Source organism: Nonomuraea angiospora (assembly GCF_014873145.1).
GTDB classification, from domain to species: domain Bacteria; phylum Actinomycetota; class Actinomycetes; order Streptosporangiales; family Streptosporangiaceae; genus Nonomuraea; species Nonomuraea angiospora.
This window is the reverse complement of record NZ_JADBEK010000001.1, coordinates 1,044,094-1,062,136: the sequence shown is the minus strand read 5'-3', so window position 1 is coordinate 1,062,136 and position 18,043 is coordinate 1,044,094. Positions and strand designations below refer to the sequence as shown.

Here is an 18,043-nt window from a genome sequence, read left to right as displayed (position 1 = left end):
ACCCTCGTGATCAAAGACGCACTTTCCGAGCCACTTCCGCTGGATGAGGTCGACCTCTCCGACCTTGACCGCTTCACCGACGGCGTCACCCCGTGGCGCATGTTCCACACCCTGCGGCACCAGGACCCCGTCCACTGGACGCCTGAAGCCTCCCCGAACTCGGGTTTCTGGGCCGTCACGCGGCACGCCGACGTCGCCCGGGTCGACCGCGACGCGGAGACCTTCACCTCCACCAAGTTCGTCAACCTGGAAGAGCTCGACGACGACCAGATCGCCAAGCGTGCCTCCATCCTGGAGCTCGACGGCGTCCGGCACCGCGCGCTGCGCAGCCTGCTCCAGCGCCAGTTCGGCAACTCCGTGATCAGCTCCTACACCGACTTCCTTCGCGGCCTCACCGCCAAGACGCTCGATGCCGCCCTCGCCAAGGGCTCCTTCGACTTCGTCGCCGACGTCTCCGCCGACTTTCCCATCAACGTCCTGGCCCGGCTCCTCGACGTCCCGCCAGGGGACAACCAGAAACTCATCGACTGGGGCAACCGCATCATCGGCAACACCGACCCCGACTACGCCGACGTCCTCCTGCACAGCGAGGAGAGCGAGCGATACCGCGACCTGCCGTTCCGCTCGCCCGCCTCCCTGGAGGTCTTCGAATACGGCCGGGAACTGGCCCGGCAGCGGCGCGGCGGCACCGGCGCGGACCTCATCTCCAAGCTCGTCAACGAGACCCCGCGCGACGGAGTCCCCCTGTCCTCGCAGGACTTCGACAACTACTTCCTGCTCCTGGTCGTCGCGGGCAACGAGACCACCCGCCACACCATCAGCCACTCGATGCTGGCGCTCATCCAGCACCCCGAGCAGCTGGCACGCCTCCAGGAGGAGCCGTCCCTCATCCCGACCGCGGTCGAGGAGTTCCTGCGCTGGGCCTCGCCGGTCTACCACTTCCGCCGCACCGCCACCCGCGACGTCGAACTCGGCGGCAAGCTCATCCGCGAAGGCGACAAGGTCGTGATGTGGTACGCCTCCGGCAACCGGGACGAGGAGGTCTTCACCGACCCCTACGACTTCGACGTCGCCCGCCAGGACAACGACCACATCACCTTCGGAAAAGGCAGCCCGCACCTCTGCCTGGGCAACCTCCTCGCCCGTACGGAGATCCGCATCATGTTCGAGGAGCTCATCCCCCGCCTGTCCTCGATCAGGCTCGCCGGTGACGTGCCCCGCGTCCGCTCCAACTTCGTCAACGGCATCAAGAAGCTCCCCGTCGAAGTCACCCTGACCTGATCCGCGGAACTGAGGACCGGGCCGGGACCGGGAAACTCATCTCGCCAAGGCGCTGACAGCCTGATTAAGCATGCGGCCCTGCAATCGCCGCCTCCTCCCGGCGAGGCGGAGCCGCCGATCTTGATCCTTGCCACATCGCCGCAAACCACAGAGCATCCTCAACGCCTGGAACGCGCTGCCGTTCGCGTTCCCGGTTCCAGCCTCGGACGCTTGTGGTCGCGGCTCATACGAAGCCGATGTGAACAGGGGATCATGCACACATATCAGCAGGAGCTAGCGAGACGGAGGATACCCAAAAGGTCTGTGACCGCCGTCACGTACTCCGATGGCAGGGCCGTGTTCGAGGGAGCGTGGGCGGTTTGACAGCCGGTGCTCATCTCCCACCCCCCAGGAGTGCACGATGGAGAATTCACCGACACCACATCACATCAAGGCCCGTCTCGCCCGGCTCTGGTCGGTCCTCGTGGCCGGAGCGCTGCTCATCGGAAGCATGGTCACGGCGGCTCCCGCGAGCGCTGCCGCGCTTACGAAGATCAGCGATTTCGGCTCCAATCCCGGCAGCCTGAACATGTACAGCTACCTTCCGGCCGGCCTGCCGGACAACGCGCCGCTCGTGGTCGCCCTGCACGGCTGCACTCAGAGCGCCAGCGACTACTACGCCAAATCCGGCTGGCCCAAGTATGCGGACCTGTACGGGTTCGCCCTCGTCTTCCCAGAGCAGCCCTCGTTGATAAGCCCCATCAACTATTGCTTCGACTGGGGCACCTCGTCCAACATCACCCGGGGCAAGGGCCAGGTGCTGTCCATCTACCAGATGGTTCAGTACGCGAAGGCCAACTACCACGTCAACCCCAGCCGCATCTACGTGACCGGCCTGTCCGCCGGTGGTGGCATGGCCGCCGACCTGCTCGCCGCTTATCCGGACGTGTTCGCCGCGGGCTCCATACACTCCGGTCCCGCCGCCTACTGTTCCACCACCGGAATCACCAACACCAATTGCCTTTCAGGCACGACCAGCCGAACTCCCAAACAGTGGGGCGACCTCATCCGCAACGCGTACTCCGGCTACAGCGGACCGTACCCGCGCGTGGCGATCTGGCACGGCAGCTCCGACTACACCGTCAACCCGGCCCAGCTGACCTACAGCAGAGACGGCTGGACCAACGTCTGGGGTATCAGCCAGACCCCCTCCAGCACCCGGTCGTTGACCGGCGGCACTACCGAGAACGTCTACAACGACGCCAACGGCAAGCCTGCCGTGGTCACCTACTCGATCTCCGGCATGGGCCATGGCCTGGCCGTCAACCCCGGCTCCGGCGCCGATCAGTGCGGAACCTCCAGCACCTATTATCTGAAGTACATCTGCTCCAGCTACTACACAGCCACGTTCTTCGGCCTCGACCAGACGGGTCCTGCGGCACCGAGCGGTCTCTCGGTGACGGGAACCACCGACACCTCGGCCTCCCTGACCTGGTATCCGGTCTCCGGGGCGGCCGGATACAACGTCTACCGCAACGGTACGAAGATCAACACTTCCGCAGTCACCTCCACCGCTTACACGGACACGGGCCTGGCCAGCGGCACGTCCTACAGCTACACGGTGGCCGCCGTCGACGGCGCCGGAGCGGTCGGCTCCCAGTCCGCTGCCGTCAACGCCACGACGAGCAGCTACACCCCGCAGTGTTTCACTGCCAGCAACTACAACCACGTCGCGGCCGGTCGCGCCCATCAGAGCGGCGGCTACGTCTACGCCAACGGTTCCAACCAGCAGATGGGCCTCTGGAACCTCTACACCGGTCACACCCTTGAGGAAAGGTCTGCCGGATATTTCGTCATCGCCGACAGCGGCTGCCCGACCTGACGGCCACGTCGAAGGGTGTGTCCAGATGCTCTGGGTACACCCTTCGACGTCTCTCACGGGTATCACTCCAAAGAGCGCCCGGGATCGCCTGGGAGCACCTGCCGCAGACCGGCCCGTCCGCGGTCGATCGCGGACGGGTCGGCAGCGAGCACCCTCTGATCACCGACGCCACCGGTATCCCGTCGCCGGGCGCCACCCCTCCCGCCCGGCCAACCCGACCTGGTGCAGCAACTCACGCACCCGCGACGGATCCGGCCGCCGCCGCCGCCGGGCGCCGCAGAGCAGCCGGGGGGCGATGCCGGCTCACCACGCAGGCGCTTCAGCCCAGCAGTGTGATCACGCCGGCCAGGAGCACCGCGGCGACGAGCACGGTCACCACGACCAGGGCTGTCGTGCCAAGGCGTCGGCGGACGAATTTCGGGTTGTGGGCCATCGTGATCTCCTTCATGGTCAGGCTCGGCGTCGTATCGCCAAGTAGGCGATTCCGGTCAGGGCAAGGGTGAACGCCAGGTAGACGGCCGTTTCGGTCCGCTGCATGGCCCAGAAGGACAGATCGAATCGCCCGCGCAGGGCCCGAGCGGCGAGTTGACCGGCACCGACCAGGAGTACCGATAGCGGCATGGCGATGCGGGTGTGCCGGGTCACCGCACCGAGTGCGACGCCGAGGGTCAGCGCCCACAGCGCCCTGGCGTACGGAACCAGGCCGTGGCTTTCGTAGTACGGCCAGGCCATCGGGTTACCCTCGGTGCCCGGCAGGGCCCAGGTCAGCACCGCGGCGAGGGCGGCGGTCGCGGTCAGGGCGCCGGCCGCCGCGATGGCGAGGACGGCGGCCAGCCAGCGGCCCCGCGACAGGCTCTGGGTCCAGGCAAGTTTGTGAGTGCCGGCCTCGAACTCCCGGGCGATGAGGGGAGCGCCCCAGATCAGGCAGATTGCGCCGGCCAGGAAGCCGGCCAGTTGGAAGGTGAGTCCGCTCAGGCCCGGGTCCAGCCGCTCGGCCGCGGCGGCGGCACCGTAGAGCAGGAGCAGCGCGGCGATGGCGGCGGCCTGGGCGCGCTGTCCGCGCCAGGCCACCCACAGCGGGCCGCTCATCGAACCGCCTCGGGGTTGCGGAGATAGTGCAGTACGAGGTCCTCCAGATCGGTGGCGGAGTGGCTGCTCAGCAGGTCGGCGAAGCTGCCGCACAGCCCAACCCGGCCGGCGCCGAGCAGGATCAGGTGATCGCACACCTCGGCCAGGTCGGCCAGGATGTGGGAGGACAGCAGCACGGTGGCCTCCAGCTCGCGTACCACGCTCATCACCTGCAGGCGGGCCAGCGGATCGAGCTCGGCCAGCGGCTCGTCCAGCACCACCAGATCGGCGCGCTTGCCGACGGCCAGCGCGAGCGCGAGGAGCGTGCGCTGGCCGCCGGACAATCGGTCCACCCGCTCGCGCAGGCTGATGTCGTGCCCGGACAGCAGAGCCTGCGCAGCCGCGCGATCCCAGCGGGGGTTGGTCGCGGAGCCGAAGCGCAGCAGGTCGGCGACGCTCCACCGGCGATACAGAGGCTTGTCCTGGGCGACGAACGCGACCGCGGCCGTCTCCAGCGGCCGGCCGAAGACCTCCGCACGTCCCGTGGTGGGCGTCAGCAGGCCCGCCGCCAGGTTCAGCAGCGTGGACTTGCCTGCCCCGTTCGGCCCGACCAACGCGGCCCTGGCCCCGGCGGGCACCGCGATGGTGGCCTCGCGCAGCGCCCACCGCTGCCGGTAACGCTTGCCCAGGCCACTGGTCCGCAGCGCGTTCACCGCTCCTCCCGGCCGGTCAGCTCGTGCATGCGGCGCAGCAGCGCTGCGCGCCGGGCATGGGCGCGCACCGCCAGCGCCAGGGCCACAGCGACGAACAGGCCCCCGACCGCCAGGGCAAGCCCCGCCCCGGTGCCGCGCTGCACGGCCACGACGGTCACGACCGCCGTGGTGGCCAGCGAGGCGGCCAGGCCGATCCAGGCGGCGATCACCCGATCGGTGGCGAACAGCGGAACCCGGCGCGTCAGCAGCCACCCGCCGTACGTCGCCCAGGCCAGGCAGAACACGGTGAACAACGCGAACGCCAGATGCGTGCGCCCTGGCAGCGGTCCTGGCTCCGACCACCACAACGTGCCCACGAACACCGTGCCGCCGACGCCGGCCAGCAGTGCCGCCACCGCCCGGATCCGGACCCTGGGCGACAACACCGGCGCCAGTCGATCGATCATGTCCTGCGCCGACAGACGAGGCTCTTCTGTCATGGCCGGTATCCCTTCTCCTTGAGGTGCTCACGCAGCAGACGACGGGCGCGGCTGAGTCGGGACTTGACTGTCCCGGCCGGGATCCGACAGATGTACGCGCACTCCTCGACCGTCAGGTCCTCCAGGTAGAACAGCACGAGGATCTCCCGCTCCAGCACCGGCAGCTCCGACAGCACGTTCATCAGCGCGGCGCGATCCACCATGGCCTCGACCGGGTCCTCGGTGGCCACGTCGTCGCCCGCGAGCGTCTCCTGCTCGCGGGCATACTCGCCGCGCAGCCGGTCGGTGACCGAGCGCCGGGCGATCGTGAACAGCCACGGCGCGAACCGGTCGGGTTCCCTGAGCCGGGGCAGGCCGCGGACTACGGCCAGCCAAATCTCCTGGGTCACGTCGTCGGCCCGGTCTGCATCCAGCATGCGGCGCACGTACGTCCACACCGGCACCCGCCACTGAGCCAGCAACTCGGCCAGCGCCGCGCGCTCGCCCAGCTGAGCGCGCACCACCAGCAGCTCATCGGTCATCTCGCCCTCCCGTCATCTTGCACAGTCGGGCGAGAAGCCAAGAAGGTTCACGATTTCCGGATCACCTTGGGACGTGACCAGTTCTTAGACGATCTACGTTATCTGGCAAGATAGCGATCACAGGCCGGGCACGACCTGGGCGGCCGGCCTCTCGCGCGGACGCTTCGTTTCCCGGTTGTCTGGCAACTTCGCCGATCGGGGCCGAGACGTCGGAGGGCAGGCGGCATGGATCCGGTCATCAGCGAGCAGTTCGGCCGCGCGCACCCGCCGGCGGCGCCCCTGGACGACTTCCTCACTGACCTGACCAATGCCGGCGCCTCCGCGCACACCCGGCGCGCCTATCGCGCGGGGACCTGCTGCAGTTCGCCGGCCACCACGGCGACCCGGTCGGCGAGCTGACCGCCGCGCCGGTCCGCGCGTTCCTCGCCGAGATCGCCGGACTCGCGCCGTCGACCCGCAAGCGCAAGCGCTCCGCCGTCGCCTCCTTCTGCAAGTGGGCGCTCCGCCACGACTTGCTGCAGGCTGACCCGATGGACCGCTGCGGCGCCCGCGCCTCGGAGGTGTGCGGCCTGCACGTCGAAGACCTCGGCTTGCGCCTGGACGACGAACACGTGCGCATCCACGGCAAGGGCGGCAGCGTGCGCACGGTGCTGCTGGACGATCGCGGCTACGTCGCCCTGCTCAAGCTGTAGCTGGCCCGCGCCGGCTGGCTACCGCGCCGGGCCGCTGTTTCGCGCCTCGATCAACGGTCGTGGTGGGCCGCTGTCCTACGACGCCGCCCACCACCGCTGGCAGACCTACTGCGCGCAGGCCGGGGTCGAGATCGACATCCACCAACGGCGTGAGCGGGCAGCACGCTGATCGTCGGCGCGCAACCGGGACCATGCGGCAGGACGAACAGGAGACGAGGTTCGAGTTCGAAACCGCCCCCATGCAGGAATCGCAAGCTTGGCAGGCCTGTCCGGACCGCCAGCAAAGGCGGTAAGTAACTGATCAACAGCCGTTCCCGCCACCGCGCAAGGCGTCACGTCACCAAAGGCAGCACCACGCCAGCCGAAGGGAACGCCGACCCCGTGCCGCCCCTCTCACCCACACGGCCTGACGGCTGGCCCGACTGGCTCGGACGCCGCCCCATCCCCGCCACCGAGCGCGACCGGCTCCGCCAGACCATCAATGCCGGCCGACTGTCCCGCGGGACTGCGCGCACTCAGGCCGACCAGCAACTCGCGCCGCACTTCTCCGACATCGTCATCGAAGGCTTCAACCCTGATCAGCATCCCCGCAAACGCACCCGGCTTCGCGTGCGGCTCACCATCGCTCTCCGCCTTGCCGCCGGCGGCCAAGTGCGGCATCAACTTCTGCAAGTCCGACATCGGCGCCTCCGACGCGCTCTGGGACGGCGTGCAACCGGACGGCTCGGGAGGCCACCCCACGGTGCGCTGGAACGTCACCACCTGGCACAACTACGAGGGCGATGGCGGCATCTTCCGCATTCACGCCGGTTGGTGATGGTTTCCGGAGGTTCGCGCGAACTATCGGGGCGCGGGAACCGGCCGAGGTGTTCACTCCCACGGCCGATGAGGTGGAGTGGGCCCACGGTAGGACGCAAGACGACCCGCAAGGCGGCCCAGGCCAGGGACAACCCAGCCGATCTGATCAACGTGGCGTTGGAGGACCTGGTCCGGGCGCGATGCGAGTTGCCCGGCTACACGACGAGCTGACCGAGACGATCCGTACCGAGGTGAACCGCGAATTCCTCACGCTCGTGGCGGGCCGGGTCGATATTGCTGCTCGCGTGAGGCCGGCCACGTTGCTGGTGGTCGATCCGGTCACGCGCGCAGTGACTACGACCGGTTGACGGACGTGGCGCAGGCTGCGTCGCTGGGCAAGTTCAAGGGACGTCTGGCGCTCCTGCGGCACCTGGAGGCGCTTGGCCCGGCCGAGGCCTGGCTGGCGGATGTGCCGCCGGGGAAGGTCGCGCACTTCGCGGGCGAGGCACTGGTGACCGAGGTCGCGGATCTGCGCAAGGTGCTGGACCAGGACAAGGGGCTGACGCTGATCGTCAGCCTGCTGCACACGGTGCGGGCCGGGGTCCGCGACGATGTGGTGACGATTCGCCGGTTCGGCAACTGGATCCTCAATATCAACGCTCCGGCCGCTCCCGCCACCCGCCTCGATCTTGAATCCCGCGTCCTGTTCGCCCCATGACGGGACCGGCGATCATGACCGTCTGGGGTTGCGCGACGTTGGCGAGTGCGGTGTCCCGCCCCGTGCTCCTGGAACACGGCCCTGACGCCCTCGCCCGCACGGCGAGGGGCCGTCAGTCCGCGACTCTGCCGAACAGGTGGATGGCGGGGGCGTCCGGGTCGTTGCCGTAGAAATACTCCGCGAGAGCCTGGTGGAACTCGGCGCGATCCAGCGTGCCTGAACCGTCCAGGTCCAGGGCTGTGAAAACCTCGGCGCAGTGCTCGAAGGAGATGTTGCCGGCCAGGCCGAATATCTGCTGGAACTCCTCTAGGTCGATCTTGTCGTTGCCATCGAGATCGACGAGGTCGAAATAGCAGTCGGCCACCAACTGGATCTGCTGCGGGTACAGGCCGGGGTCAGTCAGGGCCCGCCGGAACCCTTCGGTCATCTCTCGCAGGTCGATCTTCCCGTCGCCGTCCTGATCCATCGGGGCGATCACGTGAGTCCAGAACGCGTCCAGCTCCTGGGTGAGGCGATGGGCGATCGGGGACTGTGACGCGGCACGGGCGGCGATGTAGCGCTCGGCCATCAGCAGGACGTCCTGCCGGGTGATGACCCCGTCGCCGTCGACGTCGGCGCCCCTGAACCACTGGCGGTACTTGCGATCTTGAAGAGTGGTCATGTCTGCGTGAGCTGCGAATGAGTCAGACATGGTGTGGTTCCTTCCTGTTTGAGGATCATCACTGAGCCGCAGGACGGCGGACCGGCCAGGACGTCAGTACGGCCCGGCCGGTCATCAGACGTTGCTGTTCGTGCGGAGTTGGATGCAACCTTTACCACCTCGCCTTCGCCGTTTCGCGGGGATCGAATGATCACCGCCAGGACGCTAGCCGAAAGTAACGTATGAGATACATGCTGTGATGTGGCGTGGTGGTGAGGCTTGAGTACCGCCGACAGAAACTCCCGAGCAGTACGCGACGGTGATGGAGCGTTGACATCTCGCCGCGGCCGCCACCTGGAACCGGCACCTGTCCGCCCTGGTCTCCTTCACCATATGGGCCCAGCGCCTGGACCTGCTGGCCACCGGCCCGGCCCCGCCGCCTGAGCGGCGCAAGACCGCCCACCGCGGCGACCGCGCCATCCCCCTCGCCGACCGGCGCGCTCCCGTCTCCGGGACACGCGCGCCTGTGGCCGCCGACATCTGCCCGGCCACCGGCCGCGGCCGGCTGTCCTATCCGCGCGCCGAGTACCTGTTCAAGACCGCTTCCGCCGAGCTCGACCCGCACGGCCAGGGCGGGACGCTGCACCAGCTGCGCCACAGCGCGCTCCAACATCTGGCCCAGGCCGGGCGCACCGCGCCGGGGTTGCAGGCCAAGAGCCGCCACCAGCACCTGGCCGGCCTCGGCCGCTACGTTCGCCCGGGCGAGGAGACCTCCGCCCGTATCACCGCCGAGCACGATCCGGCAGCACGCCTATGCTCCCGCTGACGACCTCCTCCAGTCTCAATGCTCGAGGCTTGGGGGCGAAAAGGCGAGCACATCGGGAAGGGGGCTGTCGTAGCGCTCAACGTCGACCAGTGCACTGAGGGCACTCGGTCCTTGGGAAAGGCGCGAGCACGGCCGATCCGCGGTGAGAACGTTCGGATTACCGTGGCGGTCCAACGTTCCGTCCATGCCTGGCTGGACCGGATCCCACCACGCCCCCGTGGACAGTTGCACGACGCCCGGCATGACGTCGTCCGACAGGACCGCGCCCGCGAGACAGCTACCTCGATCGTTGTAGACGCGCACGATCATGCCGCTCTCGATGCCGCGCGGCGCAGCGTCCATCGGATTCATTGTCACGGGCTCACGACCATCGATCTTCGAACTGAGACTGCGGCCGCCGTTGTCGTACTGGCTGTGCAAGCGTGAGGCCGGCTGATTCGAGATCAGGTGCAGCGGGAATCGGTCCGACAGATCGGCACGAAGCCACTCCACTGGTTCAAACCACTTCGGATGCCCGGCGCAGTCGTCGTAGGCGAACGAGTCGATCTCCTCGGAGAAGATCTCGATCCGGCCCGACGGCGTCAGCAGGGGGAAGCGCTGCGGATCTGAGCGGAGGTCCTCGAAACTGCCGGGGAACGGTCCGGTCGCCGCCGGCAGCTCAGCGGTGGCACTGCGCCAGAAGTCGTCGAAGCTCGGCAGGGCGGCATCGCCGCCGAGCTTGGTCCTCGTCTGCTCGTAAAGGTGTCGGACCCACTCGATCTCGGAGCGCGACTCCGTGAACTCCCGCTCGTACCCGAGCTGGGAGGCCAAGGCGGCGAAGATGTTGTGATCGGTACGCGACTCGCCCGCCGGCTCGCGGACCTTCGGCATCGCGACGATGTGGGGGTCCGAAAATCCGGCGGCGAAGTCGTCGCGCTCCAGGCTGGTGGCGACGGGCAGCACGATGTCCGCGAACTTGGCCGTGGTGTTCCACCAGGCTTCGTGAACCACCACCGTGTCAGGGGTCTGCCAGGCACGCGCCAACCGATGGAGATCTTGGTGGTGGTGGAACGGGTTCCCTCCACACCAGTAGATCAGGCGAAGCTCGGGCAACGTGAGGCGCCGGCCGTCGTAGTCGATGGTCTTGCCCGGATGCAGCAGGGCATCGGCGATCCTTGCCACTGGGATGAAATCCGGAACAGGGTTGGATACCTCCGGTATCGTCCCCACAAAGGGGCGATCTGGGGCAACGCCTGTCGCGTCCATCGTCGCGTACCCTGCGCCCCAGCCGCAGCCGGGCCGACCCATCGAGCCCGCCATGGCGGCCAGTACGACAGACATCCAGATCGGTTGTTCACCATGGTCTGCCCGTTGCACCGCGTAGTTGACCATGATGAGAGAACGCTGGGTGGTGAGGCGGCCGGCGAGGTCGGTGATCGCGTCGCGGCTGATGCCCGTGATCTTCGCTGCCCAGGCAGCGTCCTTCGGGATGCCGTCGAGCTCGCCGGCCAGGTAGGAGGCGAAGCGATCGAACCCGACACAGCATCGGCGAAGGAAGTCCTCATCGTGCCACCCGTTGACCAGCATCGTGTGTGCGATGCCGAGCATCGCGGCGGTGTCGGTGTTGGGGATGACGGGCAACCATTCGGCGTCGAGGAAGCCGGCGGTATCGCTGCGGATGGGGCTGATGTTCACGAACCGCACCCCAGCCTCACGGCACTGGCGTTGCAGGTTCTGCGTCTGGTGCCTGGCCAGGCCACCAGGGTTGATCTGGCTGTTCTTAAGGGCAAGCCCTCCGAACGCCACCACAAGCTCACAGTTCTCGGCTATCTCACCCCACATCGGCATCCGGGACTGGTAGCTCCACGGATGGCCGCCGATCACATGAGGGAGGATGACCTCCAACGCCGCGGTGCTGTAGGTGTTGCGGGAGTCGGTGTATCCCCCTCCCAGCGCCAGGAACCGGTGGAGCTGGCCCTGCGCGTGGTGAAACCTGCCCGCACTCGCCCAGCCGTAGGACCCGCCGAACACCGCGCTGTCTCCGTGCTGTGCACGAACTCGACGGAGTTCATCGCTCACCAGCGTGATCGCATCGTCCCAGCTCACCTCCACGAAGGCGTCCGTACCTCTGGCCGTGTCGTGGGCGCGCGGCTCGCCGTTCAGCCAGCCCTTGCGCACCGCGGGGCGCAACACGCGAGCGCTGTCGTCGGCGGCTGTCACCATTCCGGGGCCGATCGGCGATGGTACGGGGTCGTCGTACCTCGGCTCGATTCGCACCAGCTGGCCGGAATCGACTACGGCGATATAACTCCCCCAGTGCGTCGCAACCGACATGCGTCGTTCCACCATGCATCAACTCCGACTCTGAAGTTTCCGCCTGATAATGGGACAGCGGTTGCTAACGTCATACCCTGGGCACTACAAATTGACCGTTGCCGTAGAGAAGCGGATGGGCCACGGGACCCCTAAGCGGAAACGCCAACGTCCCGGCAAACACCCTCGCAATCAGGGGCGACATCCCCAGAACAGGCCACGAGCATCAGCTCCTCGCGGGTGGTCGATTCGGCGAGGGGCGGCCAAGTAGCCTCGATGCGATGGTGATCGCCCACCGCTCCGGGCAGGAACGGGGTCTCCCTGGTCATCCAGGCACCCGGCCGCCCGCCATACCTTTCAGGATCTGGTTGGACAGATTTTGTTCCGATGAGGGGCCGGCGGCGCGCACTCGTCGCCTTCCTCCTCCGGGAGGTCATGCCGCGGCCGCCAGGAGCTCATCCGGGGGTCGGCGAAGACCTGCCTGCCCTCCTCGAAGCGGGTGACCGGCGCTCGATCTGCGCTGAAGGCCGCCGGCCCGGAGCGGGCGCTCCGGGCCGGCGGGCTTTTACGAGGCGGGCACCGTCTGGGGCCGCCATGAGAACACCGCTCGCGAGCGGGGCTCGACCGTGACGCGCAGCCACTGGGTCGCCGTGACGCCGTAGGTCTCCAGTCTCGTCAGGTTGGGGACGCCCGCGTAGCCGGTCTCCACCTCGTACACATGCTCGTCACCGTGCACGAGCAGGACGGGCTTGCCGTACGCCTTGGCACGGTCGGTGATCCGGGCGCGGATCTCGGAGAACCCGGGAGTGTCGGCCGGCTCGGCCTGCATCAGGAGCAGCACGCCGGGCGCGTTCGTCCGCCGTGCGGTGTCGAAGGCGGTGTCGATCCAGTCGAGGGCCGCCGCCTTGCGCGCGGTGAACTCGGCCAGTCGCAGGTCGGGACGGTCACCGCCCGGCAACTGGGACCACGGCGCCAGGTCGTTCTCGCTGCCGACCACGTGCACCGTCGCGAACACGACACCCTGCCGGCGGAACAGCACGTTCTCCTTGTAGGCGCTGTGCCGGCTGTCGGACGCCTGGGTCCGCACGCCCATCGCGTCGCGGCCGAGCGTGTGACCGGCCTTCGGGTAGAAGAACGTGCGGACCGCCTCAAGCCGCTCGGTGGGCACATACCCCCCTGCGGCGGTGCGGTGGCAGTCGGTCCAGTCGTTGTCGCCGGGGGTCAGCACGAACGGGTCGTCGAAGGTGCCGAACAGCTTGGCCAGGTCGGCGAAGCGCGCGTCGTCACAGGTGGACGCGCCGTTCTTGACGTCACCGGCGTGCAGGACAAAGCGGACGTCCGGGTCGGCGTTCACCGCGTCGACCAGCGCGGGGAACGCTGCTTGCTGGTCGGCGCCGTACGGGGTGTCGCCGAGCAGGGCGAAGCTGAGGGACGGGCCGCGGGTCTCCTGGGCATCGGCCGACGCGGGAGTGACGGTGCCGGCGACCAGGGCTGCCATCAGCGCGGCGACGGCAGCGGAAGATTTACGCATGGGACGATTCTCCGCACAACCCAACAACCCGGACATTACGCCAAGTCGACGAGTCGCCAACGGCTCGCTGACATGGACGTGGCCGACCTCGTCCCGGCCATCCTGACGACCTGTTCCGGCCTGCGGAGGGGCGAGGTCGCCGGCGAGTTCGGAGCCGAGCCGCGGATGGCGAAGCAGTGTGGCACGCGTGCGCTGGTCGGAGGCCGTTCGGTCGGGTCCTTGTCCGCCTTCCCGATCGGCGTGCGTCTCCTCAACCGGTGGGTGACCCTTTACTCGAGCGGCAGGGCGTGCCGTCCGGCAACCTGGGGTGCCGTTAAGAAGCGTGCGATGATCCGCCAAACCTATTCTGAACTGGCATTTTCCTTTTGCGAGCGCTGTCAGGCTCCCCCTGCTGTGGTCACCCAGTCAGGTGATCTGACCGTCCGTAATGTTGGGCGGTCGCGTTCCATACGCCAGCATGGACGCTTCCCGCGCGGCCGGGCGGAGTTCCCCGACAAGGTGGTTGACCACGTCGCCCGCCGGACCAAGACGCCGGCCGGCACCTTGGGCTGTACAGGGTGGTCGGGCCGGACGATCGAGCGGCACCTTTCAGGAGATCCGTAACCATCACGGGTTCGGGAGTGCTCGGTCGCCGACGGCGACAGGCTGACCGACTGCCTGGCCGTCAACGTCCCATGCGCCCAGCCAGGGCTACTCCGCCGCGCAGCCACCAGCTGGCGTCACCGACCCGCGTCGGCCATTCGCGTGGTGTTGCGGAGCAGGCCCAGGCCGGCCAAGTCGGCCGCGGTGTCCAGGATCGTCTTCTCGATCGCCCGGGGCCGCCAGCCCAGAACCTCACGCGCTTTCGCGCTCGACGCCTGGCGTGCCACGCCCAGGTCCGGAACGACCGTCGCGAAGCGAGGGCTCACCAGCGCGCCGAGGCGGATCGCCCAGTCCGATGCCGTCCGGGTCGGCACTCGGCGGGCCGCCGGGCCGAGCCGTACCCGCAGCAGGTTCGCGATCTCCGGCAGCGACATCACCCCGGCGGCGGCCAGGAACCGCTCGCCCGCAGCACCCGGCTCGACCATCGCGGGCAGGTGCAGGTCGGCGACGTCGCGCACGTCGACCACCCCGACGGTCACGCGTGGAATGGCAGGCAGCTTTCCGTTCAGCAGTCGCTCCACCACCTCGACGTAGACCGAGCAGTCCGGGCCGAGCGCCGGGCCGAAGATGCCGACGGGGTTGATCACGGCCAGTTCCATCCCGCCGCCCGACCAGTCGACGAAGTCCCGGTGCGATAGACCAGGTCGGCCTAGTCCTTGAGCGTGCACAGTCCAGTGCTCGATGAGTTCATCCATGCCAAGCGGCGGACGTCCCATGCCCATAGATCCGCGCCGGGGCCTTCGGCATTACAGAAGGTCAGGCTAGGGATCTTCAAGGTTTGGCGGCCTATGACACGTTGGTTAGCGGCACCCCAACCTGGCGGATCTCCTCCAGCGGGTACGGCGTCTTCCTGCTCTCACTCTGCAGACCGTGGTAGAAGTCGTTCAGCACGGTGGCCAGCGGGCTGTGCCGCGACAGCAGGGCCGCGACCCCGCCGGGGACGCCGGCCGGCCGCTCTCCCGCCGCCCATTCCCGCACCAGTTCGCGACGCCGCGGCCAGTCGGCGCCGTGGAAGGCGCCGGCCAGCCAGTTCACCAGGTACGTCAGCGTGTAGGTGCGGTCGAAGGTGAGGTGCCGGCGATAGAAGGCCTGTTCCTCCTGTGACAGGTCGAACCGGGTCGACACGGCCTGCCCGAAGTCGGTCAGGTAGAAGCGGCGCCCGTCGGTGAGGATGTTCTTGAAATGCGCGTCGAAGTGCAGGAGGCCGCCCGCGTTCATGAAGGACACGGCCTCATGCAGCCTTTGGTCCGCCAGGGCGCAGGCGCGGTCGGCGTCGCCCGCGCGCACCCGCTCCTCCAGCCACTGGTGCAGGTTGTGCGGGAAGTACTCCAGGAAGAGCGTCAGGCTCGCCGGGGCCTCTGCCAGCGCTTCGAGGCGGCGGCGCACGCCGGGCGCGCCCTCCCAGAAGGTGACCGCCTGATCGATGTCGGCCAGCTGTCCGTACAGCGGGGCGGGCTCGGCGTGGGGCAGCACCCGCCAGTGATACAGCAGCGGGAAGCCGGGGAACCGGCCGGTCAGCACCCACTCGGTGGTCATCGTGTGCGCGGCCAGCTCGCGCCAGGCGCCGAAGCCGGGCGAGCCGATGCCGTACTGGCAGAAAGACGGCAGCCCGAACAGGTCGGCCGTCGAGTGCGGGCGGCGCAGTTCGGGCTCGGTGAGGGGCACGCGTTTGACGAAGACCGAGGTGCCGCCGACCTCCAGCCGCGCGGACGCCCCGCCGATGCCGATGCCGAGGGGCACGGCCTCGCGCTCCAGCAGCTCGGCCAGTTGCCGGTCGTCGTAGCGGGCCATGGCCGTGGAAACGTCACGGTGGGTGGTCAGGCGCGGGTCCGTCATCATGATCACCTTACCGGCCGATGACGGTATCCCTACCGCGTGGAGTGCGGGCAGAGGACGGGAAGGAACCCAAGACAATTCGAGCGGTCACCCTCGACGCCCGCACCGAACCGGACCCGGAATCGGGGACGAGAACATCAGCGTCGCCAACGACCCGGTCGTCCCGGGGGCGCTCTCCCCCGGCTTCGTCAGCGTTGAGCCCGAAGTTCGCCCGGCACCGGGGCGCCGAGCGCATCCAGCAGGTCGGCCAGCATGCCGTCGAGCTCGCGTCCCACGGCGGCGATCTCGGGGTCGCCGTAACTGCCGAAGCGGCTGCTGGGCTGGTCGACCTGCAATGTCACGACACCGGACGCGCCGGCGCAGAGCACCGTGCGGAGCGGGGCGCTCAGCATGACCGCGGGGTCGTGGTGGAACATCCGCTGCGCGATCGTGTGGTTGCCCATGAGGTACTGGACGCACGGCCACTCGTCACCGGCCAGGCTCATGAGTGGCTGGACCTCGAAGCGCCAGAAGATCACGAAGCCGTGCGGGGCGTTCTCGCGGGCCTGCTCGATCACCTCGTCCCACGACGCCTGCCGCCGGACGAGATCTTCGACCCGGGCGGAGTCCAGGGAGGGCACGAGCCTCTCGTAGTCGCTCATCGCCTCGGCGAACGAGCCGGGCACGGGAATCAGCAGGCGCACGTTGGTGTGCGTGATGGACGTCGCCGTGTTCGGAGCCTGCATGACAATTCCTCCCCAGCGGAGGACCCCGCCTCGCTCCACTTCTAGCGGGTGCTGGGTTCGTCTGTCGAGGTGACACGCGCGGCGACGGTCGCACCAAAGAAGGCCACAGTCGTCAGTCTCACCGGGCCCGGCCGCGCCGCCGCAGCCGACGTCGCCGTCCAACGTCGTGACCAAGCCGCTGGCCTCCACACAGGCGGCCGCCGCGGAGGTCGCGGCGTTCTGGCTCGGCGACGGCGGCGCCAACCTGGCCAACGCCACCCCTACACCGTACGGGCTCCGTCAGCAAGCCCCTCGCGGGCGCCGCAATCACGCCCGGCGGCAAGCCCGGCAGCATCGTGTCGTCGCTTCCCTCCGTCAGCGGTCCGGCGCAACCCGACGGCCCGGCCACCTCAGGCAAGGTGTTCTTCATCGGCGCCGACGGGCAGCCACACTGGTACACGGGCACCGCCGTACGCTCGTAGTACCGCAACGTCGTGGCAACCGCGGCGCAGTGCGCGTTCGACACCCAGACCCCCGGCGCCGCACTCGGCCGCCCACGCCCCCAGCCTGAAGGGCGAGCGGCTGCTGCCCATGCGCTCCTGGTTCACCGGGTACGGCGCGCAAGGCTCCTCCTGGTTCACCGGGTACGGCGCGCAAGGCTCCTCCTGGCTGCTGAACTACGACGCGGCCGGCGCCAGAGGTTACCTGAACGGCCGGACCCTCAGCGTCACCGACACCGACGCCAACCTGCGCTACGACACGGGCCTGTCCCCCTACCTCGACGATGAACTGCTGGCGGTCTACTCCGCCGCCGACGCCGTCTGGACCGGCGCGGTCTCGCCCGGGTGATCCCGGCGCCCTGAACCGAACGAAGTTCGGGGAGGCCACCGCCTCGCTCATCGTCGGGAAGTGGCCAGCCGCCTCCCGGCAGAACACCCTGGCCGCGGCGTTGAAGAAATGGGGCCGGATGCGCCGCACCATCCATGCCGCCCGCTACCTTTCGGATCCGGTCTATCGACGCAAGATCTCCCGGCAGCTCAACAAGGGCGAACCGCTGCACGCGCTGCGCCGGGACTTGCACTACGCCCAGCACGGCACCATCGTCCGGCCCCACCTGCAAGACCAGACCGAGCAGGCATGGTGCCTTACGATCCTGACGAACGCGGTGATCACGTGGACGACCGAGTATTACGGCATGGCAATCAAGGAACTGCGCGTCCAGGGCCGCGAAGTCCCGGACGAACTGCTGTCGTTCATCGCCCCCGGCCACCGCGAGAACATCAACTTCTTCGGCTTCATCGAGGTCGACATCGAAGCCGAACTCGCCAAACTGCACGACGGCCGACGGCCGCTGCGGCCAACCCTGGTGAACGAGTCAGGCACCACCTTCCTGATCAATTCCTGATGCCCGAACCCTGGAAGAACCATGCGCTTGCCGCTC

21 protein-coding genes and 1 pseudogene are annotated in these 18,043 nt (G+C 68.3%); 12 read left to right on the top strand and 10 right to left on the bottom strand.

Annotated elements, in window-relative coordinates:
- Positions 1–6 precede the first annotated feature (6 nt).
- Together H4W80_RS04775 and H4W80_RS04770 are read left to right on the top strand one after the other, a co-directional pair.
- A complete protein-coding gene (locus H4W80_RS04775) occupies positions 7–1,281 on the top strand; it encodes a cytochrome P450 (protein WP_192783951.1) in 1,275 nt (424 codons plus the stop codon).
- Between the two features lie 400 nt (positions 1,282–1,681).
- On the top strand, positions 1,682–3,142 hold the full coding sequence (locus tag H4W80_RS04770) for an extracellular catalytic domain type 1 short-chain-length polyhydroxyalkanoate depolymerase (RefSeq protein ID WP_192783950.1): 1,461 nt from the start codon (positions 1,682–1,684) through the stop codon (positions 3,140–3,142).
- A 450-nt stretch (positions 3,143–3,592) separates the two neighbouring features.
- On the opposite strand, the gene H4W80_RS04765 is transcribed toward H4W80_RS04770, so the two are convergent.
- The 4 genes from H4W80_RS04765 to H4W80_RS04750 are packed head-to-tail and all read right to left on the bottom strand — an operon-like array spanning position 3,593 to position 5,923.
- The gene (locus H4W80_RS04765; RefSeq protein ID WP_192783949.1) at positions 3,593–4,231 is read right to left on the bottom strand and encodes an ABC transporter permease subunit; all 639 of its coding nucleotides are present in this window, start codon (positions 4,229–4,231) and stop codon (positions 3,593–3,595) included.
- The gene (locus tag H4W80_RS04760; protein ID WP_192783948.1) at positions 4,228–4,923 is read right to left on the bottom strand and encodes an ABC transporter ATP-binding protein; all 696 of its coding nucleotides are present in this window, start codon (positions 4,921–4,923) and stop codon (positions 4,228–4,230) included. The genes H4W80_RS04765 and H4W80_RS04760 overlap by 4 nt, the downstream gene beginning before the upstream one ends.
- A complete protein-coding gene (locus H4W80_RS04755; protein WP_192783947.1) occupies positions 4,920–5,402 on the bottom strand; it encodes a hypothetical protein in 483 nt (160 codons plus the stop codon). Before H4W80_RS04755 ends, H4W80_RS04760 begins: the two co-directional genes overlap by 4 nt.
- Complete coding sequence (locus tag H4W80_RS04750) at positions 5,399–5,923, bottom strand: RNA polymerase sigma factor (RefSeq protein WP_192783946.1); 525 nt, start codon at positions 5,921–5,923, stop codon at positions 5,399–5,401. Before H4W80_RS04750 ends, H4W80_RS04755 begins: the two co-directional genes overlap by 4 nt.
- A gap of 225 nt (positions 5,924–6,148) precedes the next feature.
- Between H4W80_RS04750 and H4W80_RS60210 the strand changes: the two genes are divergently transcribed.
- From H4W80_RS60210 to H4W80_RS04730, 6 genes and pseudogenes are all read left to right on the top strand, one after another.
- On the top strand, positions 6,149–6,322 hold the full coding sequence (locus H4W80_RS60210; protein WP_225963239.1) for a hypothetical protein: 174 nt from the start codon (positions 6,149–6,151) through the stop codon (positions 6,320–6,322).
- Positions 6,280–6,369, top strand: a pseudogene (locus H4W80_RS64385) (hypothetical protein); the annotation flags it as partial. The gene H4W80_RS60210 and the pseudogene H4W80_RS64385, both read left to right, overlap by 43 nt.
- A gap of 84 nt (positions 6,370–6,453) precedes the next feature.
- A complete protein-coding gene (locus H4W80_RS60205; RefSeq protein WP_225963238.1) occupies positions 6,454–6,615 on the top strand; it encodes a hypothetical protein in 162 nt (53 codons plus the stop codon).
- Positions 6,616–7,249: 634 nt separating this feature from the next.
- Positions 7,250–7,432 carry a hypothetical protein gene (locus H4W80_RS04740; RefSeq protein WP_192794434.1) on the top strand — a complete coding sequence of 61 codons (183 nt, stop codon included), beginning with the start codon at positions 7,250–7,252 and terminating at the stop codon, positions 7,430–7,432.
- 181 nt (positions 7,433–7,613) lie between these two features.
- The gene (locus H4W80_RS04735) at positions 7,614–7,781 is read left to right on the top strand and encodes a hypothetical protein (protein ID WP_192783945.1); all 168 of its coding nucleotides are present in this window, start codon (positions 7,614–7,616) and stop codon (positions 7,779–7,781) included.
- The gene (locus H4W80_RS04730) at positions 7,778–8,131 is read left to right on the top strand and encodes a hypothetical protein (RefSeq protein WP_192783944.1); all 354 of its coding nucleotides are present in this window, start codon (positions 7,778–7,780) and stop codon (positions 8,129–8,131) included. The genes H4W80_RS04735 and H4W80_RS04730 overlap by 4 nt, the downstream gene beginning before the upstream one ends.
- A 112-nt stretch (positions 8,132–8,243) precedes the next feature.
- Here H4W80_RS04730 and H4W80_RS04725 read toward each other — a convergent pair whose 3' ends face one another.
- The gene (locus H4W80_RS04725; protein ID WP_192783943.1) at positions 8,244–8,792 is read right to left on the bottom strand and encodes an EF-hand domain-containing protein; all 549 of its coding nucleotides are present in this window, start codon (positions 8,790–8,792) and stop codon (positions 8,244–8,246) included.
- 505 nt (positions 8,793–9,297) lie between these two features.
- On the opposite strand from H4W80_RS04725, the gene H4W80_RS04720 reads away from it, so the two are divergent.
- Entirely contained in the window at positions 9,298–9,597 is a 300-nt protein-coding gene (locus H4W80_RS04720; protein ID WP_192783942.1) for a hypothetical protein, read from the top strand.
- A gap of 15 nt (positions 9,598–9,612) precedes the next feature.
- Here H4W80_RS04720 and H4W80_RS04715 read toward each other — a convergent pair whose 3' ends face one another.
- Together H4W80_RS04715 and H4W80_RS04710 are read right to left on the bottom strand one after the other, a co-directional pair.
- Entirely contained in the window at positions 9,613–11,925 is a 2,313-nt protein-coding gene (locus H4W80_RS04715) for a molybdopterin-dependent oxidoreductase (protein WP_225963237.1), read from the bottom strand.
- A gap of 529 nt (positions 11,926–12,454) precedes the next feature.
- Positions 12,455–13,420, bottom strand: coding sequence for a metallophosphoesterase (locus tag H4W80_RS04710; protein WP_192783941.1), 966 nt, complete (start codon positions 13,418–13,420; stop codon positions 12,455–12,457).
- 72 nt (positions 13,421–13,492) lie between these two features.
- On the opposite strand from H4W80_RS04710, the gene H4W80_RS04705 reads away from it, so the two are divergent.
- Positions 13,493–14,023 (top strand): hypothetical protein, encoded by a 531-nt coding sequence (locus tag H4W80_RS04705; protein ID WP_192783940.1) that lies wholly within the window; start codon positions 13,493–13,495, stop codon positions 14,021–14,023.
- A 116-nt stretch (positions 14,024–14,139) separates the two neighbouring features.
- Here the strand turns inward: H4W80_RS04705 and H4W80_RS04700 are convergent, their stop codons facing one another.
- From H4W80_RS04700 to H4W80_RS04690, 3 genes are all read right to left on the bottom strand, one after another.
- Complete coding sequence (locus H4W80_RS04700) at positions 14,140–14,661, bottom strand: Rossmann-fold NAD(P)-binding domain-containing protein (RefSeq protein WP_192783939.1); 522 nt, start codon at positions 14,659–14,661, stop codon at positions 14,140–14,142.
- A gap of 187 nt (positions 14,662–14,848) precedes the next feature.
- Positions 14,849–15,901: a BUD32 family EKC/KEOPS complex subunit gene (locus tag H4W80_RS04695; RefSeq protein WP_192783938.1), complete on the bottom strand. Its 1,053-nt coding sequence runs from the start codon at positions 15,899–15,901 to the stop codon at positions 14,849–14,851.
- 185 nt (positions 15,902–16,086) lie between these two features.
- The gene (locus tag H4W80_RS04690; protein WP_192783937.1) at positions 16,087–16,623 is read right to left on the bottom strand and encodes a DUF302 domain-containing protein; all 537 of its coding nucleotides are present in this window, start codon (positions 16,621–16,623) and stop codon (positions 16,087–16,089) included.
- A 570-nt stretch (positions 16,624–17,193) separates the two neighbouring features.
- Here H4W80_RS04690 and H4W80_RS04685 point away from each other — a divergent pair.
- Positions 17,194–17,451, top strand: a complete 258-nt coding sequence (locus H4W80_RS04685; RefSeq protein WP_192783936.1) for a hypothetical protein — start codon at positions 17,194–17,196, stop codon at positions 17,449–17,451.
- Complete coding sequence (locus H4W80_RS04680) at positions 17,387–18,007, top strand: Tn3 family transposase (RefSeq protein WP_225963236.1); 621 nt, start codon at positions 17,387–17,389, stop codon at positions 18,005–18,007. The genes H4W80_RS04685 and H4W80_RS04680 overlap by 65 nt, the downstream gene beginning before the upstream one ends.
- Positions 18,008–18,043: the final 36 nt, after the last annotated feature.

What these genes read in the sequence shown, in the direction of transcription:
- H4W80_RS04700 (WP_192783939.1), bottom strand. Translation starts at nt 14,661, where the DNA reads ATGGAACTGGCCGTGATCAACCCCGTCGGCATCTTCGGCCCGGCGCTC.
- H4W80_RS04755 (WP_192783947.1), bottom strand. Translation starts at nt 5,402, where the DNA reads ATGACAGAAGAGCCTCGTCTGTCGGCGCAGGACATGATCGATCGACTG.
- H4W80_RS04710 (WP_192783941.1), bottom strand. Translation starts at nt 13,420, where the DNA reads ATGCGTAAATCTTCCGCTGCCGTCGCCGCGCTGATGGCAGCCCTGGTC.
- H4W80_RS04715 (WP_225963237.1), bottom strand. Translation starts at nt 11,925, where the DNA reads ATGGTGGAACGACGCATGTCGGTTGCGACGCACTGGGGGAGTTATATC.
- H4W80_RS04765 (WP_192783949.1), bottom strand. Translation starts at nt 4,231, where the DNA reads ATGAGCGGCCCGCTGTGGGTGGCCTGGCGCGGACAGCGCGCCCAGGCC.
- H4W80_RS04685 (WP_192783936.1), top strand. Translation starts at nt 17,194, where the DNA reads ATGCGCTCCTGGTTCACCGGGTACGGCGCGCAAGGCTCCTCCTGGTTC.
- H4W80_RS04690 (WP_192783937.1), bottom strand. Translation starts at nt 16,623, where the DNA reads ATGCAGGCTCCGAACACGGCGACGTCCATCACGCACACCAACGTGCGC.
- H4W80_RS04680 (WP_225963236.1), top strand. Translation starts at nt 17,387, where the DNA reads ATGAACTGCTGGCGGTCTACTCCGCCGCCGACGCCGTCTGGACCGGCG.
- H4W80_RS60205 (WP_225963238.1), top strand. Translation starts at nt 6,454, where the DNA reads ATGGACCGCTGCGGCGCCCGCGCCTCGGAGGTGTGCGGCCTGCACGTC.
- H4W80_RS60210 (WP_225963239.1), top strand. Translation starts at nt 6,149, where the DNA reads ATGGATCCGGTCATCAGCGAGCAGTTCGGCCGCGCGCACCCGCCGGCG.
- H4W80_RS04735 (WP_192783945.1), top strand. Translation starts at nt 7,614, where the DNA reads ATGCGAGTTGCCCGGCTACACGACGAGCTGACCGAGACGATCCGTACC.
- H4W80_RS04750 (WP_192783946.1), bottom strand. Translation starts at nt 5,923, where the DNA reads ATGACCGATGAGCTGCTGGTGGTGCGCGCTCAGCTGGGCGAGCGCGCG.
- H4W80_RS04770 (WP_192783950.1), top strand. Translation starts at nt 1,682, where the DNA reads ATGGAGAATTCACCGACACCACATCACATCAAGGCCCGTCTCGCCCGG.
- H4W80_RS04725 (WP_192783943.1), bottom strand. Translation starts at nt 8,792, where the DNA reads ATGACCACTCTTCAAGATCGCAAGTACCGCCAGTGGTTCAGGGGCGCC.
- H4W80_RS04705 (WP_192783940.1), top strand. Translation starts at nt 13,493, where the DNA reads ATGGACGTGGCCGACCTCGTCCCGGCCATCCTGACGACCTGTTCCGGC.
- H4W80_RS04695 (WP_192783938.1), bottom strand. Translation starts at nt 15,901, where the DNA reads ATGATGACGGACCCGCGCCTGACCACCCACCGTGACGTTTCCACGGCC.